This is a genomic window from Actinomadura latina NBRC 106108 (assembly GCF_001552195.1).
In the GTDB taxonomy this organism is placed as follows: Bacteria; Actinomycetota; Actinomycetes; order Streptosporangiales; family Streptosporangiaceae; genus Spirillospora; species Spirillospora latina.
In genome coordinates, this window is record NZ_BCQS01000018.1 from 60,625 (window position 1) to 85,464 (window position 24,840).

The 24,840-nt window shown below is 71.1% G+C and carries 27 protein-coding genes and 1 riboswitch; of the genes, 17 read left to right on the forward strand and 10 right to left on the reverse strand.

The genetic code is table 11. From position 1 onward, the window contains the following. Window positions 1–2 precede the first annotated feature (2 nt). The 4 genes from AL2_RS22900 to AL2_RS22915 all read right to left on the reverse strand — a co-directional run bounded on the left by AL2_RS22900 (window position 3) and on the right by AL2_RS22915 (window position 2,748). Window positions 3–326: a MerR family transcriptional regulator gene (locus AL2_RS22900; RefSeq protein ID WP_067636743.1), complete on the reverse strand. Its 324-nt coding sequence runs from the start codon at window positions 324–326 to the stop codon at window positions 3–5. 95 nt (window positions 327–421) lie between these two features. After that, a complete protein-coding gene (locus AL2_RS22905) occupies window positions 422–862 on the reverse strand; it encodes an Hsp20/alpha crystallin family protein (protein ID WP_067637101.1) in 441 nt (146 codons plus the stop codon). 548 nt (window positions 863–1,410) lie between these two features. Beyond that, complete coding sequence (locus AL2_RS22910) at window positions 1,411–1,743, reverse strand: MmcQ/YjbR family DNA-binding protein (protein WP_245666856.1); 333 nt, start codon at window positions 1,741–1,743, stop codon at window positions 1,411–1,413. A gap of 99 nt (window positions 1,744–1,842) precedes the next feature. Next, window positions 1,843–2,748 (reverse strand): AraC family transcriptional regulator, encoded by a 906-nt coding sequence (locus AL2_RS22915; RefSeq protein WP_067636746.1) that lies wholly within the window; start codon window positions 2,746–2,748, stop codon window positions 1,843–1,845. A gap of 99 nt (window positions 2,749–2,847) precedes the next feature. On the opposite strand from AL2_RS22915, the gene AL2_RS22920 reads away from it, so the two are divergent. The 7 genes from AL2_RS22920 (at window position 2,848) to AL2_RS22950 (ending at window position 9,355) form a co-directional block, all read left to right on the forward strand. Continuing rightward, entirely contained in the window at window positions 2,848–3,441 is a 594-nt protein-coding gene (locus AL2_RS22920) for a non-oxidative hydroxyarylic acid decarboxylases subunit B (protein ID WP_067636748.1), read from the forward strand. Further along, window positions 3,431–4,855: a non-oxidative hydroxyarylic acid decarboxylases subunit C gene (locus AL2_RS22925; RefSeq protein ID WP_067636750.1), complete on the forward strand. Its 1,425-nt coding sequence runs from the start codon at window positions 3,431–3,433 to the stop codon at window positions 4,853–4,855. The genes AL2_RS22920 and AL2_RS22925 overlap by 11 nt, the downstream gene beginning before the upstream one ends. 14 nt (window positions 4,856–4,869) lie before the next feature. After that, a complete protein-coding gene (locus AL2_RS22930; RefSeq protein WP_067636752.1) occupies window positions 4,870–5,097 on the forward strand; it encodes a non-oxidative hydroxyarylic acid decarboxylases subunit D in 228 nt (75 codons plus the stop codon). Beyond that, a complete protein-coding gene (locus AL2_RS22935) occupies window positions 5,094–5,537 on the forward strand; it encodes a pyridoxamine 5'-phosphate oxidase family protein (protein ID WP_067636754.1) in 444 nt (147 codons plus the stop codon). Before AL2_RS22930 ends, AL2_RS22935 begins: the two co-directional genes overlap by 4 nt. A gap of 174 nt (window positions 5,538–5,711) precedes the next feature. Next, on the forward strand, window positions 5,712–6,275 hold the full coding sequence (locus tag AL2_RS22940) for a DoxX family membrane protein (RefSeq protein ID WP_067637105.1): 564 nt from the start codon (window positions 5,712–5,714) through the stop codon (window positions 6,273–6,275). 163 nt (window positions 6,276–6,438) lie between these two features. Further along, complete coding sequence (locus AL2_RS36670; protein ID WP_083946812.1) at window positions 6,439–9,051, forward strand: MFS transporter; 2,613 nt, start codon at window positions 6,439–6,441, stop codon at window positions 9,049–9,051. 4 nt (window positions 9,052–9,055) lie between these two features. Beyond that, window positions 9,056–9,355 (forward strand): hypothetical protein, encoded by a 300-nt coding sequence (locus AL2_RS22950; RefSeq protein ID WP_067636756.1) that lies wholly within the window; start codon window positions 9,056–9,058, stop codon window positions 9,353–9,355. Here the strand turns inward: AL2_RS22950 and AL2_RS22955 are convergent. Then, the gene (locus AL2_RS22955) at window positions 9,346–10,173 is read right to left on the reverse strand and encodes an MBL fold metallo-hydrolase (protein WP_067636758.1); all 828 of its coding nucleotides are present in this window, start codon (window positions 10,171–10,173) and stop codon (window positions 9,346–9,348) included. The genes AL2_RS22950 and AL2_RS22955 overlap by 10 nt on opposite strands. 155 nt (window positions 10,174–10,328) lie before the next feature. Between AL2_RS22955 and AL2_RS22960 the strand changes: the two genes are divergently transcribed. The 6 genes from AL2_RS22960 (at window position 10,329) to AL2_RS22985 (ending at window position 14,512) form a co-directional block, all read left to right on the forward strand. Beyond that, window positions 10,329–11,159 carry an SAM-dependent methyltransferase gene (locus AL2_RS22960; protein WP_067636760.1) on the forward strand — a complete coding sequence of 277 codons (831 nt, stop codon included), beginning with the start codon at window positions 10,329–10,331 and terminating at the stop codon, window positions 11,157–11,159. 37 nt (window positions 11,160–11,196) lie between these two features. Continuing rightward, window positions 11,197–12,024, forward strand: coding sequence for an SAM-dependent methyltransferase (locus AL2_RS22965; RefSeq protein WP_067636762.1), 828 nt, complete (start codon window positions 11,197–11,199; stop codon window positions 12,022–12,024). Beyond that, window positions 12,021–12,236 carry a DUF397 domain-containing protein gene (locus AL2_RS22970; RefSeq protein WP_067636763.1) on the forward strand — a complete coding sequence of 72 codons (216 nt, stop codon included), beginning with the start codon at window positions 12,021–12,023 and terminating at the stop codon, window positions 12,234–12,236. Before AL2_RS22965 ends, AL2_RS22970 begins: the two co-directional genes overlap by 4 nt. 125 nt (window positions 12,237–12,361) lie before the next feature. After that, the gene (locus tag AL2_RS22975) at window positions 12,362–13,204 is read left to right on the forward strand and encodes a helix-turn-helix domain-containing protein (RefSeq protein WP_067636765.1); all 843 of its coding nucleotides are present in this window, start codon (window positions 12,362–12,364) and stop codon (window positions 13,202–13,204) included. A gap of 5 nt (window positions 13,205–13,209) precedes the next feature. Continuing rightward, entirely contained in the window at window positions 13,210–13,407 is a 198-nt protein-coding gene (locus AL2_RS22980) for a DUF397 domain-containing protein (RefSeq protein WP_067636766.1), read from the forward strand. A 346-nt stretch (window positions 13,408–13,753) separates the two neighbouring features. Continuing rightward, entirely contained in the window at window positions 13,754–14,512 is a 759-nt protein-coding gene (locus AL2_RS22985; RefSeq protein ID WP_067636767.1) for an ATP-binding protein, read from the forward strand. Between the two features lie 91 nt (window positions 14,513–14,603). On the opposite strand, the gene metE is transcribed toward AL2_RS22985, so the two are convergent. Further along, entirely contained in the window at window positions 14,604–16,838 is a 2,235-nt protein-coding gene (gene metE, locus AL2_RS22990; RefSeq protein ID WP_067636769.1) for a 5-methyltetrahydropteroyltriglutamate--homocysteine S-methyltransferase, read from the reverse strand. Between the two features lie 104 nt (window positions 16,839–16,942). Then, window positions 16,943–17,147: riboswitch (cobalamin riboswitch) on the reverse strand. Window positions 17,148–17,197: 50 nt separating this feature from the next. On the opposite strand from metE, the gene AL2_RS22995 reads away from it, so the two are divergent. Together AL2_RS22995 and AL2_RS23000 are read left to right on the forward strand one after the other, a co-directional pair. Beyond that, entirely contained in the window at window positions 17,198–18,037 is an 840-nt protein-coding gene (locus AL2_RS22995; RefSeq protein ID WP_245666858.1) for an SDR family NAD(P)-dependent oxidoreductase, read from the forward strand. Window positions 18,038–18,151: 114 nt separating this feature from the next. Next, window positions 18,152–18,598, forward strand: coding sequence for a lamin tail domain-containing protein (locus AL2_RS23000; protein ID WP_067636774.1), 447 nt, complete (start codon window positions 18,152–18,154; stop codon window positions 18,596–18,598). Between the two features lie 51 nt (window positions 18,599–18,649). On the opposite strand, the gene AL2_RS39820 is transcribed toward AL2_RS23000, so the two are convergent. Together AL2_RS39820 and AL2_RS23005 are read right to left on the reverse strand one after the other, a co-directional pair. Beyond that, the gene (locus tag AL2_RS39820; RefSeq protein WP_281181606.1) at window positions 18,650–18,784 is read right to left on the reverse strand and encodes a hypothetical protein; all 135 of its coding nucleotides are present in this window, start codon (window positions 18,782–18,784) and stop codon (window positions 18,650–18,652) included. Next, window positions 18,775–19,344, reverse strand: coding sequence for a hypothetical protein (locus AL2_RS23005; protein WP_067636776.1), 570 nt, complete (start codon window positions 19,342–19,344; stop codon window positions 18,775–18,777). Before AL2_RS23005 ends, AL2_RS39820 begins: the two co-directional genes overlap by 10 nt. Before the next feature lie 391 nt (window positions 19,345–19,735). Here AL2_RS23005 and AL2_RS23010 point away from each other — a divergent pair, with 391 nt between their 5' ends. Together AL2_RS23010 and AL2_RS23015 are read left to right on the forward strand one after the other, a co-directional pair. Beyond that, window positions 19,736–20,020: a putative quinol monooxygenase gene (locus AL2_RS23010; RefSeq protein ID WP_067636777.1), complete on the forward strand. Its 285-nt coding sequence runs from the start codon at window positions 19,736–19,738 to the stop codon at window positions 20,018–20,020. A 21-nt stretch (window positions 20,021–20,041) separates the two neighbouring features. Next, window positions 20,042–23,068, forward strand: a complete 3,027-nt coding sequence (locus AL2_RS23015; RefSeq protein WP_067636779.1) for an AfsR/SARP family transcriptional regulator — start codon at window positions 20,042–20,044, stop codon at window positions 23,066–23,068. On the opposite strand, the gene AL2_RS23020 is transcribed toward AL2_RS23015, so the two are convergent. After that, window positions 23,050–23,865 carry an ABC transporter permease gene (locus AL2_RS23020; protein WP_067636781.1) on the reverse strand — a complete coding sequence of 272 codons (816 nt, stop codon included), beginning with the start codon at window positions 23,863–23,865 and terminating at the stop codon, window positions 23,050–23,052. The genes AL2_RS23015 and AL2_RS23020 overlap by 19 nt on opposite strands. Next, window positions 23,862–24,809, reverse strand: coding sequence for an ATP-binding cassette domain-containing protein (locus AL2_RS23025; protein WP_067636783.1), 948 nt, complete (start codon window positions 24,807–24,809; stop codon window positions 23,862–23,864). The genes AL2_RS23020 and AL2_RS23025 overlap by 4 nt, the downstream gene beginning before the upstream one ends. Between the last annotated feature and the right edge of the window lie 31 nt (window positions 24,810–24,840).

Sequence of the window (24,840 nt, forward strand, 5' to 3'; positions counted from 1 at the left end):
CTTCAGGAGCCGTGACCGGGTTCGCGGGCGGCGAGGCGGCGGGCGAGTTCGTCGCGCTCGCGGGTGATTTCGGCCAGCTCGTGCTGGAGTTCGAAGATGCGGCGGATGGCGGGCAGGGTCATGCCGTCGCCCATCAGGGTGACGACCTCCTGGATACGCCCGATCTCGTGCCTGCTGTAGCGGCGCTGCCCGCCGACGGAGCGCTCGGGGGAGACGACATGGTGGTCGTCGATGCGGCGCAGGAACGCCTGTTGCACGTCGAGCATCTGCGCGACCTGGCCCACGGTGTACAGGGCGGCGTGCTCGTCGTCGAACGGCAGTTTCATGGGCTCTTCTTTCGCCTGCGCCGCGGCCGCCGGGGTGGCCCCGGCCCGCGTGGGGGGATGCCGCGGATCCGGGGCCGTGTCCGGAACCGTGGCGGTCAGCTTCTGATCGCCTTCTGCCCGTCGCCGGTCTGCTGGACGGCGACCTTGCGCGGTCGGGCCTTCTCCAGGACGGGGATGCGGACGGCCAGGACGCCGTTGTCGTAGGCCGCCTCGATCGCTTCGGCGTCGAGGTGCTCCGACAGGTAGACCCGGCGGGTGAACGAGCCCATCGTCCGCTCCCGGACGAACACGCGCTCGTCCTCGCCGAACTCCTCCTCGCGGCGTGCGGTCACCGACAGCACGCCGCGGTCCACGGTGACCTCGATCGAACCGGGGTCGATGCCCGGCAGGTCGAACCGCAGGACGACGTCGTCGGCGCGGCGGATGCCGTCCATCGGCATGCCGTTCCCGTTGCCCGCTCCGCTGACCTGGCGGATCGCCCGGTCGAACTGACGCTCGAACTCCTGCACGAACGGGTCGATCGACGTCAGCAACATGACCATCACCTCCGAAGACCTTCGGCGCCCCACCTGACGCCGAGTACCTGCTCCTCACAGAAGAGGAAACCTACGAGTCCATTTATAGGTTTCCACTCGCCCCGTGTCAACCGACCGCATCCAGGTCGTGGCCCTCGGGTGCTGGGCGCTGCGTAACATCCGCAGACCTGAAGGTGTGCTTGACAGAAACCTGCAACCTTGGCTATAGGAGTAGTAGAAGCGGTCAATGACCTGGTGGCGCTTACAGAGGTTTCCGGGGAGTGATCACCATGCCGGACTCGGGCACCCTGCCGGTGAGCGCAGGGTTCGCGGACCTGATCTACGCCGACGACGACTGGCTGCGGCAGGAGTTCGACGCACTGGTCGAGGCGAGCTTCGGCGCCCCGCCGGACAGGCCCGGGCCGCCCGCACCTCCCCGCACGCCGCCGTCCGGTCGGCCGTGGCGATATCCGTCCGGTGCCCGCGGCGCGCGGACGCCGTACCGGCCGGCCCGGGTGGCCGGCAGGCGGCGCCCGCCGCGCCGCCAGCGCTCTCCTCCGCCCGCCCGTCTACGCGCGGTCGGCGGCGAGGCGTTTGGGGGCCGAGAGGCGCCAGGCCTCGGTGACCAGTTCGGCCAGTTCCTCCCGGTCGACCCTGCTGAGGTTCACGTTCACCCAGGCGAAGCGGCCGCTCGCCCAGGACGGTGAGAAGACATCGGGGGCCTCGGCGACGAGGGCGGCCTGTTCGTCGCGGGTGGCCTTGAGCATGACGGTCTCGGCCGCTTCGTTGAGGTAGGCGAAGCCCTTGCCGCGCACCTTGAAGCCGGTCATGCCGCCGTACGACTCGTTCTCGGTCACCTCGGGCAGGCCGTGCGCGGTCTCCAGGAACTGTTCGATGCTCACATACGAAGCTGTACCCGCCGCGTCGGACAGTTCAGCCGGCAAGCCGATCAGCGCGCACCGCTCGGACGAAGGAGGGCGACACCGGCCACTCCCTGATCGTCATGGTTCGCCCGCGGCGCCCCGGGACATGGCCCGGAAGGCGGTCGGCGGCATTCCCGTCCGTTGCTGGAAGAACGCGCTGAACGACGTCTGGTAGCCGAAGCCGAGGCGGTCGGCGATCGCGGACGGCGGCAGGTCCGTATGGGACAGCAGCCGTTTCGCCTCCAGCAGGATCTGGTCGTCGATGAAGCGTTTGGCGCCGCAGCCCGTCGCGGCGCGGGTGGCGCGGGTCAGGGTGCGGACGCTGTAGCCGAGGCGGGCCGCGTAGTCGGCGACGCGGTGGCTGCTGGAGAGGTCCTGGTCGACGGCCTGCTGGAAACGCTGGAAGACCTCGCCCGCGGCGGCGGGCGAGCCCGGCCCGCCGTTCAGGTGCGTCAGCCGCAGCAGGATGACGCCGAGCAGGTGGCGCATGACGTCGATGTGCGCTTCGAGGGGGAGGTCGGCGAGGCGGCCGGACTCGTCCTCAAGGAGACGCAGCGTGCCGTCCAGGGCGGCCTTCTGCGTCCCCGCGGGTGTCAGCGGACGATGGTGGACGCGCAGGTCGAGCCCGACCGCCTCGCGGGTCGCGGCGTCCGGGAAGTCGGAGGTGAACAGCACCACCGTCGCCTCAGCCTGGCGGAGGTCGCCCATATAGCGGTGGATCTGGCCGGGCCGCATCCAGAGCCAGCTCCCCGCGGGCACCCGGAACTCGTTGAAGTCGACCGAGCAGCGCACCGTGCCCTCTTTGACGGCGATGAACTCGTGGAACACCGGGCGTCGCGGGGCGTAGATCTCAACCTCGTGGGCGCGGGCACGCGAGATCAGCCGGGGCAGGTCCAGAACTTCCACGCCCGGTGGTGCCCCCGCGGCGGGACGGTACGGGATGTGCGGAATGTCCGCCCGCTGAGGTTGTCCGTTTTTCTTCATCCGCTGTCCTTGATCTATGACAGCGATTATCAGCCCTCGCCCTAGCGTGAATCGCGGCGCCGGACAGGCGTGACCGAAATCTCAGGGGAGTGGACGGCCATGCGACTCATCGTCGGAATGACGGGTGCGACGGGAGCGGTGTTCGGCGTCCGGCTGCTGGAGAACCTGGCCAGGCTCCCGGACGTCGAGACGCATCTGGTGATGTCGCGGTGGGCGCGGGCGACCGTCGAACTGGAGACCGGGCTGTCGGCGCGGGAGGTCGGGGCACTCGCCGACGCCGTGCACGCGCCCGACGACCAGGGCGCGCCGATCTCGTCCGGCTCCTTCCGGACGGACGGGATGATCATCGCGCCCTGCTCCATGAAGACCCTCGCCGCGATCCGGACCGGCTACGCCGAGGGGCTCGTGGCCCGCGCCGCCGACGTGGTCCTCAAGGAGCGGCGCAGGCTCGTCCTCGTCCCGCGCGAGATGCCGCTCAGCGAGATCCACCTGGAGAACATGCTCGCGCTGGCCCGCATGGGCGTGCAGATGGTGCCGCCGATGCCCGCCTTCTACAACCACCCCGAAACGGTGGACGACATCGTCGACCACATCACGGCCAGGGTCCTGGACCAGTTCGACCTGCCCGCCCCCGCACGCCGCTGGGAAGGAATGCGGGCCGCCCGTGAAAGGAGCAACCACCATGCCCTATGACGATCTCCGCAGTTTCCTGGACGCCCTCGACAAGGAGGGGCAACTGCTGCGCATCACCGACCAGGTGATGCCCGAACCCGACATCGCCGCCGCGGCCAACGCCGCCTGCCGGATGGGCGATGACGCCCCCGCGCTGTACTTCGACAACGTCGCCGGGTTCACCAGCGCGCGCATTGCCATGAACGTCCACGGGTCGTGGGCCAATCACGCGCTCGCGCTGGGCCTGCCCAAGGGAATGGGCGTGAAGGAGCAGGTCAGCGAGTTCAGCCGCCGCTGGGACACGTTCCCCGTCGCGCCCGAATGGCGCGCCGGCCCGCCGTGGGCGGAGAACGTGATGGACGGCGACGAGGTCAACGTCTTCGAAGTGCTGCCCCTCGTCCGGCTCAATGACGGCGACGGCGGTTTCTACATCGACAAGGCCGCCGTCGTCTCCCGTGACCCCGAGGACCCCGGCAACAGCGGCAAGCAGAACGTCGGCATCTACCGCATCCAGGTGAAAGGGAAGCGCAGGCTGGCGCTTCAGCCCGTCCCGATGCACGACATCGCGCTGCAATTGCGGAAAGCCGAAGAGGCCGGCGAGGACCTGCCCGTCGCCATCACCATCGGCAACGACCCGGTCATCTCGATCGCCGCGTCCACTCCGATGCGCTACGACGAGAACGAGTACGAACTGGCCGGGGCGCTGCGCGGCGCGCCCGCACCGATCGCCGAGGCCCCGCTCACCGGACTTCCCGTCCCGTGGGGTTCCGAAGTGGTGATCGAAGGCGTCATCGAGGGCCGCAAGCGCGAGATCGAGGGGCCGTTCGGCGAGTTCACCGGGCACTACTCGGGCGGACGCAACATGACCGTCATCCGCATCGACCGGATCTCCTACCGCACCGACCCGATCTTCGAGCACCTCTACATCGGCATGCCGTGGACGGAGGTCGACTACCTGATCGCCGCCAACACCTGCGTGCCGCTCTACCAGCAGCTCAAGGCCGAGTTTCCGGAAGTGCGGGCGGTCAACGCCATGTACACGCACGGCCTCGTCGTCATCGTCTCCACCGCGAAGCGCTACGGCGGCTTCGCCAAGGCCGTCGGGCTGCGCGTGCTCAGCACCCCGCACGGGCTGGGCTACGCCGCCACGGTCATCGTCGTGGACGAGGACGTCGACCCGTTCGACCTTCCGCAGGTCATGTGGGCGTTGTCGACCAAGATGAACCCGGCGGGCGACCTGATCCAGGTGCCCAACATGTCGGTACTGGGGCTCGCGCCGCAGGCGACGACACCCGGCATCACCGACAAGCTCGTCATCGACGCCACCACCCCCACCGCCCCCGACCCGCGCGGAAATTACGGAAACCAGGTCCGCGATCTGCCCGAGGCCGCCGAGTGGCTCGTCCGCCTGCGCGACCTGGCCGCCCGCCGCTGAGAGGAGCACCCGAGATGACCTGCCCGCGTTGCGCGCACGAGACAGTCGAGCCGCTGTTCGCCTCCCCCGTCCCCGGCGTGTGGGAGGTGCTGCGGTGCGAGCGCTGCCTGTACTGCTGGCGCACCACCGAACCCGACCGCCGCACCCGCCGCGACCGCTACCCCGACGCGTTCAAGCTGACCGCCGAGGACATCGCGTCCGCCCCGGAGATGCCGTCGATTCCGCCGCTGCGAAGCCGGTGACCGGCGCGTTCCGGGACGCGCTGGCCGCCTGCGCCGTCCTCAACCTCGCCTACGCGGACGAGGACGGCCCGCAGGCGTGCGCGGTCTTCTACGCCCCGGCCGCGGACGGCTCGCTGGTGTTCGTCAGCTCGCCCTCGACCCGGCACGGCCGCGCCCTGGCGGCCGACCCGGCGGGCGTGCCGGTGGCCTTCACCGTCCAGGCCGACGACCAGAGCTGGCGGACGCTGCGCGGCGTCCAGGGGCGCGGCGTGTGCCACCGCCTGACCGGCATTGACCTGGACGTCGCCCGGAAAACCTACGCCGCGCGCTTCCCCTTCGTCGCGGACGACGCCCGGCTGGCCGGCGCGCTGGCGGCGGCCGGCCACTGGCGCGTCCGCCCGACCTGGCTCCGGCTCATCGACAACGCCCGCGGCTTCGGTCACAAGACCGAATGGCCGTAGGCCGGCCATTTCCATCCATTGCCACGTGTCGCCGGGAAATTCTGGGACACCGCCCGGATAAGGGGGACGTTGGTCCCGCTGAACATGGACCGAACGGACCTACGGGCAAGGGCCCGGCCAGGGTTGAGTAAGAGATGAAGAAACCAAGGCGATGTGATGGAAGGTGAGACGGCGATGGCAGTCTCCGAGCACAAGACGCACGTGAGGCGGAGCACTCTGATCCGCGTGGTCGCCCCCAAGCCGCTGACCGAGACGCCCGCCGCTCGCTACATCTGGGCGGCCGCGCGACTGGCGCTGGGCTGGGTGTTCGCATGGGCGTTCGTGGACAAGCTGTTCGGGCTGGGCCACGCGACCCCGGCCGGCAAGGGCTGGCTGGACGGCGGAAGCCCCACCGAGGGGTTCCTGGCGCACGCACCCAAGGGCCCGTTCGCCGGGTTCTACAACGACCTGGCCGGCGCGGCCTGGGCCGACTGGCTGTTCATGATGGGGCTGGCCGGGGTCGGCGCGGCGCTGATCCTGGGCATCGGGATGCGGGTCGCGGCCGCCGGCGGCGCGGCGCTGCTGGTCCTGATGTGGACGGCCGTTCTTCCTCCGGAGAACAACGTCTTCATGGACGACCACATCATCTACGCACTCCTGATCGTCGGACTGGCCCTGGTCAGCGCCGGCGACACCCTGGGACTCGGCCGCTGGTGGGGCAAGACCCCGCTGGTGGAAAGGCTCCCCTTCCTCAAGTGACCCCGATCCGAAAGGCGCCCGCCACGGCGGGCGCCTTTTCGCGTTGTCCGGGCCCTTCTCGATCTTGCCGGGGCCGCGTGGTGTGATTTGCGGCTGACGGGTAGCCATACCGCTGATCGATTCGGTCGGGGGCCGACCGCCGGTTCGTTGGAGGGCTGACCGCATGACCGCTGATACACGCGTAGGGACGATCACCACGCGGATCCCGGCGCGCCTGGACCGGCTGCCCTGGTCGCGGTTCCACTGGATGGTCGTGGTCGGCCTGGGCACGGTCTGGATCCTCGACGGCCTCGAGGTCACCATCGTCGGGTCCGTCGCGGCGCGGCTGACGGAGTCGGGCAGCGGCCTCGGCCTGACCGCGAGCGACATCGGGCTCGCGGCGGCGATCTACGTCACCGGCGCGTGCCTCGGCGCGCTGTTCTTCGGGCAGCTCACCGACCGGTTCGGCCGCAAGAAGCTGTTCATCCTGACGCTGGGCGTCTACGTCCTCGCCACCGTGGCGACCGCGTTCGCGTTCGCGCCCTGGTACTTCTTCGCGTGCCGGTTCGTCACCGGGATGGGCATCGGCGGCGAGTACGCGGCGATCAACTCGGCGATCGACGAGCTGATCCCGGCGCGCGCCCGCGGCCGCGTCGACCTCGCGATCAACGGCAGCTACTGGCTGGGCTCCGCGCTCGGCGCCGTGGCCGCGCTGCTGTTCCTGAACACCTCGATCTTCGCCAAGGACATGGGCTGGCGGTACGCGTTCGCGATGGGCGCCATCCTCGGCCTGACGATCATGCTCGTCCGGCGGCACGTCCCGGAGAGCCCGCGCTGGCTGTTCATCCACGGGCGCGAGGAGGACGCCGAACGCATCGTCGACGGCATCGAGTCGGAGGTACGCGAGCAGACCGACCACACCCTGGAGGAGCCGGGCGAGAGCATCACGGTGCGGCAGCGCAAGGCCATCCCGTTCCGGGAGATCGCCCAGGTCGCGGTCAAGGTCTATCCGAAGCGGGCGACGCTCGGTTTCGCGCTGTTCGTCGGGCAGGCGTTCCTCTACAACGCGGTGACGTTCGACCTCGGCACGATCCTGAGCAAGTACTTCGACGTGGCGTCCGGGGCGGTGCCGTACTACATCGTCCTCTTCGCGCTCGGGAACTTCCTGGGCCCGCTCCTGCTCGGGCGGATGTTCGACACGGTGGGCCGAAAACCGATGATCTCCGGGACGTACTTCATCTCGGCCGCGTTGACCGTCCTGCTGGGGGTCTTCCTCTGGACGGACGCGCTGTCGAACTGGTCGTTCATCCTGCTGGTCTGCGTGACGTTCTTCTTCGCCTCGGCCGGCGCCAGCTCCGCCTACCTGACGGTCAGCGAGATCTTCCCGATGGAGACGCGGGCCCTCGCCATCGCGTTCTTCTACGCGGTCGGCACGGCGGTCGGCGGCATCTCCGGCCCGCTGCTCTTCGGCAGGTTCATCGACAGCGGCATGCTGAGCAGGGTCGCGATCGGCTTCCTCATCGGTGCCGTGATCATGATGCTCGGCGGCATCGCGGAGCTGCTCTTCGGCGTCCGTGCCGAGCAGGCGTCGCTGGAGAACATCGCCAAGCCCCTCACCGCCCACGAGGCCGACGAGAAGGAAGCGGCACCGGCCGGGCAGGAGGCGCCGGCCGGGACGGCCGGGGAGGCGGACGGCGGCCCCGGGCGTCGCGCCGCGCTGGAGGCGCGCCGGCACGCCGAGGAGACGCGGGCGCGTGCCGCCGAGCACCGCGCCGCCATCCACCAGCTCAGGCCCCGCGTGCAGGAGGGCGGCGACGGCGCCGCCGAACGGCTGCGCGTCGAGGAGGTCCTCGCCCAGATCGCCGAGTGGGACGCCGAGCGCCTCACCGAGGAGGCGACCGCGCACGACGAGCGCGCCGGCGCCGAGCGGGCCGGGAACGACACCGAGCGGGCGAGCGCGCTCGAGCGCGCCGCGGCGGCGGACGAGCGGGCCCGCGCGCTGCGCGAGCGGTCGGCGGCGATGTCCGCCGAGAACGAGGCGGACGCGGAGATCCACGCGGCGCTCGCGGAGGCGGCGGCGGAGCGGGCGCGGGCCGGCGAGCAGCGGGCCATGGCCGCCGAGACCCGCGGGCGCGCCGAGGGGCTCGACGGGATCGAGGCCGAGATCGCGCTCGACCAGGCCGAGACCTACGACGAATGGGAGCGCATGCACGCCGAGCTGGCGCTCGCGCATGTGGCCCGCGCCGAACACGACGACACGGCGGCGGAGCGGCACGAGCGGCAGGCCGGCGTCCACCGGATGCGCGCCGAGTCCGCCGCCGACCGGATGGAGGCCGCGCAGCACCGCTCCACCGCGGAGTCGCTGGCGGCGGAGTCCGGCTCGGTCGAGCAGGCGGAGCGCGAGCGCGCCGAGGCGGCGGAGCGGGAACGGGCCGCGCGGGAACGCGACGAGCGCATCCGCGAGCGCGTCCTGCGCCGCGAGCGGGAGCAGCGCGCGGGGCTGCGCCGGTTCCGCCCCGGCCCCGGGCGGGCGTTCTACTCGCCGACCCTGATGACCGGCTGGACGACCGACTGGGCGTCCGACGCGGACTTCGCCCTCGACCGGGAGGTCAACACCATCGCGCAGGCGCTCGCCGAGCACGGGCCGACGGCCCGGAACCGGCTCGCCGAGATGGTGGGCGCGCGCTACTGGGGCCCGGGACGGTTCCGCGCCGCGCTGCGCGAGGCCGTCCACGAGGGACGGGCCCGGCCGCTCGCCCGCAACCAGTACGGGCCGCCGGAGAACAGGGAAGGGTGACCTCATGCTGGCCTGCCGCATATTCGGGCACGACTACCGATTCACCGCCGAGGGAACGACGATGCGCTGGTCGTGCGTGCGCGAGTGCGGTGCCGGAGGCGCGAAGGAGTACGACGCGGCAGCGCGGGCGCAGCGCTACGCCCGCGCCTTCGACCGGAAGGACACCGACGACCTGGGGCGGCGTGCCCCGCTCATCGGCCTGTTCCCGTTGCGCATGATCCGCGCCATGCGTGAACGCATAGGCCGTGAGGGTGCGGCCCGGGAGCGGGCAGCCCGCGAGCAGGCGGGCCGGCGTCAGGCCTGAGTGAACGTGTGGGTCTGGCCGGGCTCGATGTAGGTCGCCTGGTCGCCGAAGCCCCGGCGCTCCATCTCGTGGCGGAAGTCGTCCAGAGGCGAACTGAAGACGCCGTAGTCGTTGTAGTGGACCGGCACGGCATGTCCAGGGCGGATCGCCTCGAAGAGGTCGGCGCCTTGCGCGGCGTCCATCGTCACGATGAGCCCGCCGGGCAGCTTGGTGCCGCCCAGGTGGAGGACGGCCAGGTCGATGTTCCGGTTCCGCCGGGCGATCTGCCGGATGCCGTCGAACATCAGCGTGTCGCCGGTGATGTAGAGGCGGTACTGCACCTCGCCGGTGGCCGGCCCGAACTCCAGCAGGCTGCCCATCACCGGAGGCAGCAGCATGCGGGCCGGGCCGGGCGCGTGCCGCCCCGGCATCGCGGTGATACGGAGCATCGCCCCGTCCTTCACCAGGGTGTGCGACTCCCAGGTGCGCAGCCCGGTCGCGTGCCGGAAGCGGTGCCAGCCCTGCAGCCGGCGGGCCGCGTGCGGCGTCGTGACGATCGGCAGGCCGCGGTCGAGCTTCCCGCGCGCGACCCGGTCCCAGTGGTCGCCGTGCAGGTGGGACAGGACGACGGCGTCCAGGCGCGGCAGTTCCTCGATGTTCAACGCCGGCTCGGTCAGCCGCTTGGACGAAAGCCCGAACCCCAGATAGGCGCGCTGCCCGCGATGCAGGAAGTTGGGATCGGTCAGCAACGTGAACGGCCCGCAGCGCAGCAGCGTGGTGGCGTTACCGACGAACTGCATCGTGACCTGGCGTAGTGCGAGATCAGGTGCGGTTTTCATGCTTGATTCCCCCTTTTCCGGCCCGTGATGCCCGGCGGGACGACGCCGAACCCTGCCGTGCCGGACGGATACCGTTCGCTGCCGGATCATCGCCTCGGGTGGCCGCATTGCCTCATAATTCGTGCATCACAAGTTGTGGCAATGGAGGCGAAACGGTGAGCGACATCGAGCAGGCTCCCCCCGGGGTGGACGCCACAGTCCCCAGCCCGGCTCGAATGTACGACTACATTCTCGGCGGCTCGGCCAACTACACGGTGGACCGCGAGGCGGTGGAGAAGGTCCGCGCCCACATGCCCGACCTGGAGGACGCGGCGTGGGCGAACCGCGGGTTCCTGCAGCGTTCGGTGCGGTGGCTGGCCGAGCACGGCATCCGGCAGTTCATCGACATCGGCGCCGGCCTGCCGACGGGCAACAACACCCACGACGCGGTGCAGAAGATCGCGCCCGACGCGCGGATCCTGTACGCCGACAACGACCCGCTGGTCGAGATTCATGCGAAGTCCCTGCTGGAGGGGGTGCCGGGGACGGCGTCCATCACGGCCGACTTCCGTGACCCGGACGCTCTGCTCGGGCACGAGAAGACCCGGGAGATGATCGACTTCACGCAGCCGGTGGCGCTCCTCCTGGTGACGGTCACCCACTTCGTGTCGGACGAGGACGACCCGTGGGGGCTGATCCAGCGGTACGTGAGCCGGCTGGTGCCGGGCAGCTACGTGGCCCTGTCCGCGATCAGCAGCGACCGGCAGGTCAGCGAGGAGCTCGACGAGGTCACGGCGGTGTACGCGAAGTCGTCGTCTCAGGGCGCCTACCCCCGGTCCCGCGCGGAGATCGAGCGGTTCCTCACCGGGCTGGAGCTCGTCCCGCCGTACGAGGGGGCGCCCGCGGAGCTGTGCCATCTCGGGGTGTGGGGGGCCGATGACCCTGACGCCGCGAACAGTGATGGCTCACGGCTGGGCTATGCCGCTGTGGCCAGGAAGCCAGAATGACGACGCCGGCCGCGAAGGCGGCAAGGGAGGCGGAACGGTGAGCGGTACCGAGCAGGCTCCACCCGGGGTGGACATCACCATCCCCAGCGTGGCCCGAATGTACGACTACTTCCTCGGCGGCACGGACAACTTCGAGGTCGACCGTGCCGCCGGGGAGAAGATCCGCGCGAACATGCCCGAGGCCATGGACACGGCGTGGGCGAACCGCGGGTTCCTGCAGCGTTCGGTGCGGTGGCTGGCCGAGCACGGCATCCGTCAGTTCATCGACATCGGCGCCGGCCTGCCCACGATGAACAACACGCACGACGCGGCGCAGGCGGTCGCGCCCGACGCGCGGATCCTGTACGTCGACAACGACCCGCTGGTGCGGGTGCACGCGAACAAGCTGCTGGAGGGCTCGTCCGGGACGGCGTTCATCACGGCCGACTTCCGCGACCCGGACGGGCTGTACGGGCACGAGGTCACCCGGGAGACGATCGACTTCACCCGGCCGGTCGGGCTGCTGATGGTGGCGCTGACCCATTTCGTGGCGGACGAGGACGACCCGTGGGGCCTCATCCAGCGGTACATGAGCCGGCTCGTGCCCGGCAGCTACCTCGCGCTGTCCGCCGCCACCGGCGACCGGCAGGCCGATCGGGCGCTCGGCACGATCAAGGAGGAGTACTCCCGGTCCACCGCGGCCGTCCACATGCGGACCCGCGCGGAGGTCACCCGGTTCTTCGACGGGCTGGAGCTCGTCCCGCCGTACGCCGGGGCGGGGCGCGAGGTCTCCTACACCGGTGAGTGGGGTGCCGAGGACCCTGTCGCCGCCGATAGTGATGGGTCGCGATGGGCGTACTGCGGTGTAGCGAGGAAGCCAGAATGAAGAAGCCGACGGTGGATGAGCTGGGCGTCGACCCGGACGCCTTGGACTGGCGGCGCTCGGGGAGCGACGAGGGCGGCGTCGAAGTCGCTTTTGTCAGAGAATGGACGCTTTTGCGGACGTCCGGGGAGCTGATCTCGGTCTTCGACCAGCACGAATGGTCGTGCTTCCTGGACGGCGTGCGGAAGGGCGAGTTCGACCGGGCCGCGTCCTGAGGCGGTCGCATGATGCCGTTACCTGACGGGATTCGTGATGCGCTTCCTGATTCGGCCAAATCTGTGATTCACAAATTCGGAAGGCGTATGCTGATGCCGGCCGTATGTCAAGGGAGGTGGTGCCGATGAGCGAGGCGTACGGCGCCACCATCGCCAAACGGGGGCTGGCGCGCCGCCTGCGAGAGCTGCGCGTCGAGGCCGGATACACGGCCAACCAGGTCTGCGACCGGCTGAACTGGGGACGGGGGAAGGTCGGCCGGTTCGAGGCCAACAACTGGGTTCGCCCCGAGCTCAGCGACATCCGCGACCTGGCACGCATCTACGAGGGCAGCGACCTCGACGAGCTCGAGGAACTCGCGACGCGCGCCAGGCAGCGGGCCTGGTGGCGTGACTACCCGGAGGTGTTCAACAACGAGTTCCCCGGCTACGAGGGGGACGCGTCGAGCATCCGGGTGGTCATGCCGCTGGTGCTGCCGGGGCTGCTGCAGACCCTGCCGTACATGCAGGCGCTGCTGAGGTCCGGGACGCAGTCGCCGGAGTGGCGCGAGCAGGCGCTGCGGGCGCGGCTGCGCAAGCAGCAGATCCTCGACCGCGACGAGGGGAAGGCGCCGGAACTGGTCGCGCTGATCACCGAGGCGTCCCTGATGTACGAGTGGGGCGACCCCGGCGACCGCCGCGCCCAGCTGCGCCACCTGCTGACCATGTCGGCGCGGCCGAACGTCGAACTCCGGCTGCTGCGCCTGTCGGACGGCCTGCACCCCGGCATGTCGACGCTGGTCAACATCTTCCGGTTCCCCGGGGGAGAGCCGTCCATGGTCTTCCTGGAGAACGACGCCGACATCCAGGAGATCGACGACCCGGCCAAAGTGGAGGCCTATGGCGAGATTTTCGAAGAGATCCGCGGAGCGGCGCTGAGCGCCGCCGACACCGCGGCTCACCTGGAGGCACTCATCGCGAAGCTGGAGTAAGACTCATGGACCTCTCTCAGGCACGGTGGTTCAAGGCCACCGCGAGCGCGAGCAGCAACGGGGGTTGCGTCGAGGTCGCCGACCTCGAGACCGCCACCGGGCTGCGTGACAGCAGGACACCGGAGGCCGGGGCGCACGTCGTTCCCCGGTCCGTCTTCGCCGCGTTCCTCGAAGACGTGCGGGCCGGCAGGTACGACCGCTGACTGACCGGGCCGCACACAGGATCCCCCAGGGCTGCACCCCTGGGGGATCTTTCATGTGTGCGGCCCTCTCTCAGGCGCGTCCACGGTACAGCGCCGCGCGCCGGTCGTCGCGTGTCCTCCGGTACACGTTCGCGGTACCGCGCGGCAACGCGGTTTGGACGGTTTCGTGCACATCGATGAACGTCTCAACTTCTCTGCATGATCCTTGCCATCCACTGCACCATCCGGCCAGAAATGTGCAAAGCTGGGTTCTGTGATTCACACATAGCGAGTCGCGAACCATGGAGGTTCAAGCCGCGAATGTCTGAATCGTGAATGTCTCCGGAAACCCCCCGAGGTGGGCGTCATGACGAAGGCCGCGGCGACGTGCGGGATTCCGTGGAGGCTGGAGAACGGCGGTTGCGCGGCCCTGCCGCTGCCCACCGACGACTCGATCGCGCGGGTCGCCCGCGCGCACGTCACGGGACTGCTCCCCGCGCTCGGACTCTCCGTCCAGGACGCCGACGACATCACCCTCATGGTCAGCGAGCTGGCCACGAACGTCTTACAGCACGCCACGCCCGCCGACGGCGGCGAGTCCGGCGCCGAACTGTGGGTCTACCAGCGCGTGGACGGGCGGGGCAGGGACGAACTGGTCGTCAAGGCGTTCGACACGCTCCGGGGATGGCGCCCCCAGGCGCCCGCCGGCCCGATGCTCGAACACGGCCGCGGCCTGGAGATCATCGAACTGCTCACCCAGGGGCGGTGGGGGCACCACCCGTCCCGCTCCCGGCTCCGGACGCCGGCCGTCCGGGGGAAGGCGACCTGGTTCGCCCTGCCCCTCCCGCGCACCGCGCGCCGCCACCGGCACAGCTGGCGGCTGGACGAGCCGCACGCCATCAAGGACCTGCACGCCCTGCTCCTCCAGCGCGGCATCGACGACCTCACGCCGAGGGACGAACTCGGCATGTCCATCCTGTCCGGGAACGGTGACCTGACCATCTGGTGCGAGTCGGCGACGTTCCGCTGGTGCGCCCGGTCCGGCGAGACCGGCAAGCTCCCGATCGCCGACATCACCGAGGTGTGCGAGCAGCTCGTCCGGATCTCGGAGTCGTTGAACGACTGAGGCCGGTTCCGGCCGCATGATCGGCCGCCGCATGGCCCGGGGTGGGGGCGGGCCATGCGGCGGCAGGGGTCAGCCGGGGGTCAGCGGGGGGTCAGCCCAGTTCCCGCCGGACGCGGCGGGCGGCCGTGACCAGGTTCCGCAGCGACGCCTCGGTCTCCGGGTAGGCGCGGGTCTTCAGGCCGCAGTCGGGGTTGACCCACAGCCGTCCGGGCTCCACGGCCCGCAGCGCGCGCCGCAGGTTCTCCTCCATCTCCGCGGCGGCGGGGACGCGCGGCGAGTGGATGTCGTACACGCCGGGCCCGATGCCGTTCTCGTACCCGGCGGCGCGCAGGTCGCCGACCAGCTCCATGTGCGAGCGGGCCGCCTCCACGCTGGTGACGTCGGCGTCCAGCGCCCCGATGGCGCCGATGATCTCGCCGAACTCCGAGTAGCACATGTGGGTGTGGATCTGGGTGGTGTCCTTGACGCCGGACGTGGCCAGCCGGAACGCGCCGACCGCCCAGTCGAGGTAGGCGGCGCGGTCCTCGTTCCTCAGCGGCAGGAGTTCGCGCAGCGCGGGCTCGTCCACCTGGATGACGCCGATGCCGGCCGTCTCCAGATCGGCGATCTCGTCCCGCAGCGCGAGGGCGACCTGCCGGGCGGTCTCGGCGAGCGGCTGGTCGTCGCGGACGAACGACCAGGCGAGCATCGTGACGGGCCCGGTGAGCATCCCCTTGACCGGCTTGCTCGTCAGCGACTGGGCGTAGGTGGCCCACTCGACGGTCATCGGGCGGGGGCGCGCGACGTCGCTGTGCAGGATCGGCGGCCGGACGTACCGCGACCCGTACGACTGCACCCACCCGTGGTCGGTGGCCGCGTACCCGTCGAGCTGCTCGGCGAAGTACTGGACCATGTCGTTGCGCTCGGGTTCGCCGTGCACGAGGACATCGAGGCCGAGTTCCTCCTGGAGCGCGATGACGCGGGTGATCTCGTCCTTCATCGCCTTGACGTACGCCTCGCCGGTGATGCGCCCGGCGCGGCGGTCGGCGCGGGCCCGGCGGATCTCGGGGGTCTGCGGGAACGAGCCGATCGTGGTGGTCGCGAGGTCGGGCAGGCCGAGCGCGTCCCGCTGCGCGGCGAACCGGGCGGCGCGGTCACCGCGCCGCGCGTCGCCGACCGACCCGAGCCGTTCGCGGACGGCCCGGTCGACACCGGCCTCCGGCAGCGGCGTGCCGTCCTGGACGGGAACGCCCTCGCTCAGCGCCCGTCCGAGCGCGACGACCTCGGCGACCTTCTGCCGGGCGAACGCGAGCCGTCCCCGGACCCGCGGGTCGAGCGCGGTCTCCCGGTCGAGGTCGATCGGGACGTGCATCAGCGAGCAGGACGTCCCGACCACGATCTGATCGACGAGCCCGAGCACAGAGGCGCAGGTGGACAGCGCCTTCCCCGCGTCGGTCCGCCAGACGTTCCGCCCGTCGACCACGCCCGCGACGAGCGTCTTGCGCGGCAGCCCGCCGACCTTGGCGAGCACCTCCACATTGCCGGGCCCGGCGACGAAATCGAGGCCCACGGCCTCCACCCGGCTCCGCGCCAGCACCCGCAACGCGTCCGCCCCGACGGCGCCGAAGTACGTGGCGACCATCATCCGCGGCCGGCTGGTCAGCTGCCCGAGCCGCGCATAGGCGCGCGCCAGCGCGGCGATCTCGTCCTCGCTCCGATCGCCGGCGAGCACGGGCTCGTCCAGCTGCACCCACTGCGCGCCGGACCCCGCAAGCCGCTCCAGGACCTCGGCGTACACGTCCACGAGCCCGTCGAGCAGCTCCAGCGTCCGGAACCCGTCCACCGCCGGCTTGGCCAGGAGCAGATACGTGAGCGGCCCCACGAGCACGGGACGCGTCTCGATCCCGAGCGCCTTCGCCTCGCGGTACTCGGCCAGCGGCTTGGCGGCGGCCCCGTCCGCCAGCCGGAACCGGCTGTCCGGCCCCAGTTCCGGGACGATGTAGTGGTAGTTGGTGTCGAACCACTTGGTCATCTCGAGCGGCGGGACGTCCTGCACGCCGCGGGCCATGGCGAAGTACCGGTCGAACCCGTCCAGCCGCCGGTACCGCTCCGGGACGGCGTCGACCAGCACGCTGGCGTCGAGCATCTGGTCGTAGAACGAGAACGTGTTGGACGGGATCGCGTCGATTCCGGCGTCGCGCAGGCCCGTCCAGACGTCGGCGCGCAGTGCGGCCCCGGTCGCGGCGAGCGCGTCGGCGCTCGTGCGTCCCGCCCAGTAGTCCTCGGTGGCGAACTTCAGTTCCCGGTCCGCCCCGATTCGGGGGTATCCGAGGATGGTGGTGTTCAAGGCGGCTTCCCTCGCTGTGCCACGGGCGGACCCATGGGACGCACGGCACGGCCGCGAAACCGTGTCGCCGGCCGTCCCACGAGGCCGCGGACCACCGCGCGCCGGCCGGCGCGCGGGCGGAGGCAGGTCTTCGGACTCGCGGGCGCCGCCTCAAGAAGGCGTCCTACTGGCCGTCGCTTCCCAGGCCGCGTAACCCAGTGCGTATGACGGCGGTCGTTCCCACTCACCGCTGCGGGGCAGTCCCGGACTCGCACCGGGTTCCCTCTTACGACACTCGAAAGGAGTGAACCGTCCGCACCCGGAGTCTACGACGCCCCCCGCCCGCGGCGTCGGCACGGGGTGAGGGTCGCCGCCGGCGCGTGCCGGGCGGGCGATCATGGGCTCGTGCCCCGAATCACGAGGAGACTTCGATGCAGCGGACCTTCGTAGTGACGGGCGGCGGGCGAGGCGTCGGCCGCGCCGTCGTCGAACGGCTGGTCGCGGACGGCGCGACGGTCGTCGTGGTCGAGCTCGACCCGGCGGCCCTCGACTGGGCGGACGACCGGGTGATCCCGGTCGCGGGGAGCGCCGCCGACGAGGACGTCGCCGAACGCGCGGCCGACCTGGCGCAGGAAGCCGGAACGCTGACCGGGTGGGTGAACAACGCCGCCGTTTTCCGCGACGTCCCTTCTCCGTCCGCGCGCGAACTTCTCGACCTCGTCGGCCTGAACTTCGATCCGGCGGTGGTCGGCTGCGTGACCGCCGTCCGCCGTTTCCTGGACGCCGGGACGGGCGGTGCGATCGTCAATGTCTCGTCCCATCAGGCGCAGCGCCCGGTGCGCGGTTCCCTGCCCTATGCGACCGCGAAAGCGGCCATCGAGGGCCTGAGCCGGGCCCTCGCCGTCGAGTACGGCCCGCACGGCATTCGCACGAACGTCGTGGCCCTCGGCTCGATCACGACCGACCGCTACGAGACCTTTCTGGAAAGACAGAACGGTGCCGAGAGGCGGCGAATCGAGGGCGAAATGCGGCTGCTCCATTCGGTCGGCCGTGTCGGTCGCCCCGCCGAAGTGGCCGCGGCCGTCGCGTACCTGCTCTCGGACGGGGCGAGTTTCGTCAACGGCGCGGTCCTCCCCGTGGACGGCGGGCGCCACGCGGTCGGCCGGGACCCCGAAGAAGCCCGTGTTTTCCCGGACGACCTGCGGGAACGCGGTACGTAGGACGCGTGGTGGCCGAGCCCGGTTGACAGCGGACCCGGAGTTGGCCAGCAGCCCCCGAGCGGCACGGGATACCGGTACATATAGGGATTCGTTCGATCTGAAGGGATCCACAGGGTGAGGAAGATTCTCGTCACGGGGGCCGCCGCGATCGCGGTGGCGGGAGCCGGAGTGGTGGTGGCGGCGCCGGCCGAGGCCGCGAGCCCGGTGCAGATCTACCGCGTCTACTACAACTCGCCGGGCAGCGACACGGGGTCGAACAAGTCGCTGAACGCCGAATGGGTGCAGCTGTTCAACACGTCGCGATCGTCCAAGAACCTGAAGGGCGTCAAGCTCCGCGACAAGACCGGCTACACGTACACGTTCGGCTCTTACACGATCAAGGGCCGGAAGTCCGTTTACATTCACACGGGCAAGGGGACGAACAGCGCCGCCCACCGCTACTGGGGCAAGAGCTGGTACGTGTGGAACAACACCGGCGACACCGCCTACCTTCTCTACCCGAGCGGTCGGCTGGCCGACAAGTGCTCCTGGGGCAGCAAGGGCTCCTCGAAGTACTGCTGACCATTCCGCGACGCGGCTCGGCCCTCGCACACGGGGGGCCGAGCCGCGAGGTCAGGCGGTCTTGGCCTCGGTGACGGCCCCGCGCAGGGCGGCGAGGAACGCCGTGCCGTCGGGGTCGCCGCCCAGGCCGATGAAGAAGGAGGCGGACTTCGGGCTTCCCACAGCCGGCACGGCCGTCAACTGCATGCGGCCTTCTGTCTGGCCAGTTTGGTGGATACCCGCGCCAGATCAGCTCGCCGGTGCTTGGGAATGACGTCGTCCATCATGCGATCGGCTGTCAGCAGCGCGTTGAAGAACACGGAAGCGCGAGCGACCTCCACGGCGGTGTGGTCGACGTCGCCGAGCCTGTTTCGAACGAGCCAGTCGGAAACCTGAGCCCAGGAGAACAGCCGCTGCCGGACCGGCTCGGGAAAACCGCCGGGACCACGCACACCTCCGATCCAGTGCCGAACGGCGTGGATCGTCACCTTTGCTCTGGTGGCTATCGTCTCGACGGCGACGAGGTCTCCACCGTCGACGCCGGTCACCGTCATCCCCGCTTCGCGGACGTCCGTGATCGCCGACATGATCGCACCGGCGACGTCGTCGGCCTCACGGGAGAACATCACGACCCCGCCCCGGTCATCGGCCTGGACGGTCGCGTCGATGCCGTCACCGGCATTGGCGATGATCACTTCCGCCAGCCGGTCGACGTGCTCGTCCGTTACCGGCCCCGCGATCTCAAGATCGAACCAGTACACGTTCACTTCGCACTCCTTCCTCAGTGGCTGGCCGGGCACCCGGCGACGGCCTTGTAGATCTTCGCTGCCTCGTGCTCAGCCACACGTGGCGTTCCGTAGATGTTCAGTTGGGGGCAGCAACCTCGCCCGCCCGGGCAGCGCAGTTTGCAGTAGACGTGAGCGCTCCCTCCTGGCTAATCAGCGGGCTCCTGCCACCCGGCTTCGACTGCGGAACGGATGGCAGCGAGGATCTCCTTCGCAGGCATGTGGAAAAGCCTAATCCAGATGTACTAGTTCGCAGTACATGATCGGTGCGCTGAAGGCAAGAGTTGGGAGGAGGCAGAGCCCTCGGACGAGGACGGAGGGGTTCTGTCGGTGGGGTGGGGCATGGTTGCGGGACAGCGATGGGAGGGCACTGGTGATCATTATTTCGGGGGCGTTGCAGGTGGACGCCGATGCCCGTGACGCGTATCTGGACGGGTGCCGGGAGGTCGTCGAGCTGGCGCGGGCCGCGCCGGGATGTCTCGACTTCGCCCTGTCGGCCGACGTGGTCGAGCCCGGCCGGATCAACGTGTACGAGCGGTGGGAGAGCGGTGAGGACGTTGAGCGCTTCCGGGAAGCGGGCCCCGAGCCGGAGCAGGCGGCGCAGATCCGGCATGCCGAGGTGATGCGGTATCTGATCTCGGGGGTCGAGGCGCCGTAGCGCCGGTGGCAGAGTTGAGGGGTGCGGGTAGCCATCCTCGGGCCGCTGGTCGTGACGGACCAGGAGCGCCATGTCGCCGTCGGCGGGGCTCGGTTGCGGGCGCTGCTGGTCCGGCTGGCGCTCGAGCCTGGGCGGACGGTCTCGGTCGAGGCGCTCGTCCAGGCGTTGTGGCCCGAGGGCGGGCCGGGCGTGCACGCGTTGCAGGCGCTGGTGTCGCGGTTGCGGCGGTGCCTGCCGGACGGGCGGTTGCGGTCGGTCCCCGGTGGTTACGTCCTCGATGTCGAGTCGGTCGATGCGCCGGAGTTCGAACGGCTGGCCCGGGAGGGAAGGCGGGCACTCCGGGACGGGGACGCCGAGGGTGCGGCACGCCGGCTGCGGGAGGCGCTCGCGCTATGGCGCGGGGACGCGCTGGCCGACGCGGCCGGGATTCCGTTCGCGGACGCGGCGGCCGTGCGGCTGCGGGCCCTCCGGACCGCGGCGGTCGAGGATCGGGTGGCCGCCGAGCTGGCCGGTGGGGGAGACCCGGCGCGGCTCGTCGCGGAGCTGGAGGAGCTGGCCGCGCTGCACCCGCTGCGGGAGCGGCCCCGGGCGCTGCTCGTCGAGGCGCTGCACAGGGGCGGACGGTCGGCTGAGGCGCTGGCGGCGTTCGAGCAGTTCCGGGGCTTGCTGGCGGAGGAGCTGGGCGCTGATCCCGGGGAGGAGCTGCAGGACGCCTACCTGGCGGTTCTGCGGGCCGCCCCCAAGCAGCGGGCGCGCGGGAATCTGCGGGTGCCGCCGACGAGTTTCGTCGGGCGGGAGACCGAGTGCGCGTGGGTCGCGCGGGCGCTGTGGGCCGGGCGGCTCGTCACGCTCATCGGCCCCGGTGGGGCGGGCAAGACCCGGCTCGCCGCGAAGGTCGGGGCCGACGTGGCCGGACGGTTCCCGGGCGGGGTCTGGCTGGTCGAGCTGGCCGCCGTCGACGATCCGGCGGAGGTGCCTCGGGCGATCGCGGACGTCCTCGGGGTCAGGGACGGGACGCACCGGCTGGTCGAGGCGCTGTCCGCCGACGAGACGCTGATCGTCCTGGACAACTGCGAGCATGTCGTGGACGCGGCGGCCCGGGTCGTCCACGAACTGCTCGGCACCTGCCCCAGCCTGCGCGTCCTCGCGACCGGCAGGGAGCGGCTGGGCGTCGACGGGGAGGCGCTCTGCCCGGTGCCGCCGCTGGAGGCCGCGTCGTCCGTCGAACTCTTCACCGAGCGGGCGCGGGCCGTCCGACCGGGGTTCGAGGCGGACGGAGAGGCCATCGCGGACATCTGCCGGCGGCTGGACGGGCTTCCGCTCGCGATCGAGCTGGCCGCCGCCCGGCTGCGGTCGATGTCCCTGGAGCAGCTCGCGGCCCGGCTGGACGACCGGTTCCGCCTGCTGACGGGCGGGAACCGGACGGCGCTGCCCCGGCATCGGACGCTGCGCGCCGTCGTCGGCTGGAGCTGGGACCTGCTGGACGACGCGGAACGCCGGTTCGCCGAGCGCCTGTCGGTGTTCCCCGGCACGATCACGCCGGAGAGCGCGTCCGAGGTGACCGGCGCCGGGAACGCCCTGGGCCTCCTCGACGCGCTCGTCGACCGGTCGCTCCTCCAGGCCGTCGACGGGCCCGAGCCGCGCTTCCGCATGCTGGAGACCGTCCGCGAGTACGGGCTGGAGCGGCTGGCGGACGACGACGAGGTCGGCAAGGTGCGGGACGCGCACGTCCAGTGCTTCCTCGACCTGGCCGAACGCGCGGAGCCGCACCTGCGCCGTCCCGAGCAGCTGACGTGGATCCCGCTGCTCGCGGCGGAGCGCGACAACCTGCTCGCCGCGCTGCAGCACGCCGTGGACGGGGGCGATGCCGAGAAGGCCGTCCGGATGGGCGCCGCGCTGGCCGCCTTCTGGATGATCCAGGGTGATCACGCGGAGGCGGCGCGGCGGCTGCGGCTCGCGCTGGCCGTTCCGCGGCGGGGCCCGGTGCCGGGGGAGGCGGCGGCGCTGGGCGGTTACGTGTTCAACACCGTCCTGTCCGGCGGTGACGCGCGCGACGACCCGCTGATCGGTGAGCGCCGGGAGGACGCGCATCCGCTCGCCGCGCTGATCGAGCCCGCGGCGGCGCTGCTGAACGACGACCCCGCAGGAGGTGTCGCCGCCATCGACCGGCGCCTCCCCGACTCCGATCCGTGGACGAGCGCGGCGTTGTATCTGATGCGCGCCATGCTCAACGGCAACCGGGGCGAGATGGGCGCGGCGAGGGAGGACATCGCCGCGGCTCAAGCGGGCTTCCGGGAGGCCGGTGAACGGGCCGGGCTGGCGCTCGCGCTCACCTTCGCGGCCGAGACGCAGATCGTCGACGGGCATTTCGACGCCGCCGTCACGGCGCTGGAGGAGTCGGTCGGGCTGCTGCGCGAACTCGACCAGGACGGCGACACGGGCATGCAGCGGGTGATGCTCGCGATGGCGCGGGCCCGCTCCGGCGACGTCCGGAGAGCGCGGGACGAGCTGTCGTCGATGATCGCGCCGGGAGCCGCGACCCCGTCCCGCCACCTGGTGCAGGTGCTGCTGGCGCTGGGCGACCTCGCCCGTCACGCCGGCGACGCCGAGGAGGCCCGCGAGCACTATGCCGCCGCCGGCCGGGAACTCGACCGCGTCCCGTCCTACCCCCAGTACCGCTCGCTGCTGGAGGCGGCGTACGGCCGGCTGGCGCTCGGACGGGACGATCCGGCGGCGGCGCGCGGGCACCTGCGGAAGGCGCTGGCGCTCGCCGCCGACGCGCCCGACATGCCGATCGCGGCCGTCGCCGGCTACGTGGTCGCCCGGCTGCGCGCCGCCGAAGACCCCCGCGGGGCGGCCGAGGCGCTCGGCGCCGCGTCCGTCCTGCGCGGCGCGCCCGACGCGTTCAACCCCGACGTCGTCCAGCTGACCCGCGATCTAAGCGAGGATCTGGGCGAACGCGCCTACCGCGACGCCTACGGCCGAGGCCGCCGGCTCGGCGTGGACGGCGCGCTCGCCCTCCTGCACGCTCAGCTGCGCCGCCGGTAGGCGGCGACGGCGAGCGGGCCGAACACGAGCAGGAACCCGGCCGACCACAGCAGCGTCATCGTCGCCGGATGCGCCACCGGACCGCCGATCAGCAGCCCCCGCGAGGCGTCCACCGCGTCGCTGACCGGGTTGACCCTGACCCACGCCTGGAGCCAGCCGGGCATCGTGTCCACCGGGACGACCATGTTCGTGCCGAACGCCAGCGGGAAGATGCCGAGGAACGCCACCGTCTGCACGATGACCTCCTCCTTGATCAGGACGCCGATCAGCACGTTGATCCAGCCCATCGCGAAGCCCAGCACGGTCGCCAGGCCGGCCGCCGCCAGCGCCGACGCCGCGTCCGTCTGGACCCGGAAGCCCATCAGGTAGCCGGTCGCGAACAGCACCACGGCCGCGACCACGTACCGGATCACATCTCCGAGGACGATCCCGATGAGTGGTGCCGAAGGTCCGATGGGCAAGCTGCGGAACCGGTCGAAGACTCCCTTCTTGATGTCGGTGTTGATGCTGAGCCCGGTCGCCAGCATCCCGGCGAGCAGCATCGTCATCACCAGCACGCCGGGGAACACGTACTGCAGATACGCGTGCGTCGAGCCGGACACCGCGCCGCCGAACAGGTACACGAACAGCAGCAGGAAGATGATCGGCATGAACAGCGCGTCGCTCAGCACGCCGGGGCTGCGCCGGGTCTTGGTCAGGCTCCGTCCCGCGAGCAGCAGGGAATGCCGGACGAGCCGGTAACGGGGCTTCGCGGCCTGTCGGAGGTGGGCGCCCGATTCCAGAACGATGCCGCTCATGCCGCCTCCTCGTCCGTGTGGTGGCCGGTCAGGGTGAAGAAGACCTCGTCCAGGCTGGGCAGCCGCAGCGACAGCTCGGTGACGCCGATCCCGGCGGCGTCCAGGCGGCGGACGGTCTCGGTGAAGTCGCCGTCCCCGCCGACCGGCACCGACACCACGTCCCGGCGCGGCGGCTCGACCTCGCGTCCCGACACCGCGCGCAGGATCGCGACGACCTCGTCCAGCCGGTCCGGTTCGCGCGGCCGGACGGTGATCGTCTGCCCGCCCGCGATCCGCTTCAGCTCGGCGGGCGTGCCGGACGCGATGACCTTCCCGCGGTCGATGACCGTGATCTCGTCGGCGAGGGCGTCGGCCTCCTCCAGGTACTGGGTGGTGAGCAGGACCGTGCCGCCGCCGTCCGTCATCGACCGGATCAGCCGCCACGCCTCCTCCCGCCGGCCGGGATCGAGGCCGGTCGTCGGCTCGTCCAGGTAGATCACGGCGGGACGTCCGATCATGCTGGCGGCGAGGTCGAGGCGGCGCCGCATCCCGCCCGAGTAGGTCGAGACGCGGCGCCCGGCGTCCTCCGTCAGTTCGAACCGCTCCAGCAGCTCCGCGGCGCGGGCCTGGGCCTCCGCCTTCCGCATGTCGAGGAGCCGCCCGATGAGGACGAGGTTCTCGGCCGCGGTGAGGTCCTCGTCCACGGATGCGTACTGCCCGGTGAGCCCGATCAGCTCCCGCACCTTCGCGGCGTCCCGGACGACGTCCAGCCCGCAGACCTCCGCCCGCCCCGAATCGGGACGCAGCAGCGTCGCCAGCACCCGGACCGCCGTGGTCTTCCCTGCGCCGTTGGGGCCCAGGACCCCGAGGACCGTCCCCGGCCGCGCCGCCAGTTCCACCCCCGCAAGCGCGGTCGTCCTCCCGAACCGTTTGGCCAGGCCCTCAGCCTGAAATGCGTAACTCATACCCGGAGGCTGCCGGGCGCCGCTCACAAAC

What these genes read in the sequence shown, in the direction of transcription:
- AL2_RS22900 (WP_067636743.1), bottom strand. Translation starts at nt 326, where the DNA reads ATGAAACTGCCGTTCGACGACGAGCACGCCGCCCTGTACACCGTGGGC.
- AL2_RS22905 (WP_067637101.1), bottom strand. Translation starts at nt 862, where the DNA reads ATGTTGCTGACGTCGATCGACCCGTTCGTGCAGGAGTTCGAGCGTCAG.
- AL2_RS22915 (WP_067636746.1), bottom strand. Translation starts at nt 2,748, where the DNA reads ATGAAGAAAAACGGACAACCTCAGCGGGCGGACATTCCGCACATCCCG.
- AL2_RS22920 (WP_067636748.1), top strand. Translation starts at nt 2,848, where the DNA reads ATGCGACTCATCGTCGGAATGACGGGTGCGACGGGAGCGGTGTTCGGC.
- AL2_RS22925 (WP_067636750.1), top strand. Translation starts at nt 3,431, where the DNA reads ATGCCCTATGACGATCTCCGCAGTTTCCTGGACGCCCTCGACAAGGAG.
- AL2_RS22930 (WP_067636752.1), top strand. Translation starts at nt 4,870, where the DNA reads ATGACCTGCCCGCGTTGCGCGCACGAGACAGTCGAGCCGCTGTTCGCC.
- AL2_RS22940 (WP_067637105.1), top strand. Translation starts at nt 5,712, where the DNA reads ATGGCAGTCTCCGAGCACAAGACGCACGTGAGGCGGAGCACTCTGATC.
- AL2_RS36670 (WP_083946812.1), top strand. Translation starts at nt 6,439, where the DNA reads ATGACCGCTGATACACGCGTAGGGACGATCACCACGCGGATCCCGGCG.
- AL2_RS22950 (WP_067636756.1), top strand. Translation starts at nt 9,056, where the DNA reads ATGCTGGCCTGCCGCATATTCGGGCACGACTACCGATTCACCGCCGAG.
- AL2_RS22955 (WP_067636758.1), bottom strand. Translation starts at nt 10,173, where the DNA reads ATGAAAACCGCACCTGATCTCGCACTACGCCAGGTCACGATGCAGTTC.
- AL2_RS22970 (WP_067636763.1), top strand. Translation starts at nt 12,021, where the DNA reads ATGAAGAAGCCGACGGTGGATGAGCTGGGCGTCGACCCGGACGCCTTG.
- AL2_RS22975 (WP_067636765.1), top strand. Translation starts at nt 12,362, where the DNA reads ATGAGCGAGGCGTACGGCGCCACCATCGCCAAACGGGGGCTGGCGCGC.
- AL2_RS22980 (WP_067636766.1), top strand. Translation starts at nt 13,210, where the DNA reads ATGGACCTCTCTCAGGCACGGTGGTTCAAGGCCACCGCGAGCGCGAGC.
- AL2_RS22985 (WP_067636767.1), top strand. Translation starts at nt 13,754, where the DNA reads ATGACGAAGGCCGCGGCGACGTGCGGGATTCCGTGGAGGCTGGAGAAC.
- AL2_RS39820 (WP_281181606.1), bottom strand. Translation starts at nt 18,784, where the DNA reads ATGCAGTTGACGGCCGTGCCGGCTGTGGGAAGCCCGAAGTCCGCCTCC.
- AL2_RS23020 (WP_067636781.1), bottom strand. Translation starts at nt 23,865, where the DNA reads ATGAGCGGCATCGTTCTGGAATCGGGCGCCCACCTCCGACAGGCCGCG.
- AL2_RS23025 (WP_067636783.1), bottom strand. Translation starts at nt 24,809, where the DNA reads ATGAGTTACGCATTTCAGGCTGAGGGCCTGGCCAAACGGTTCGGGAGG.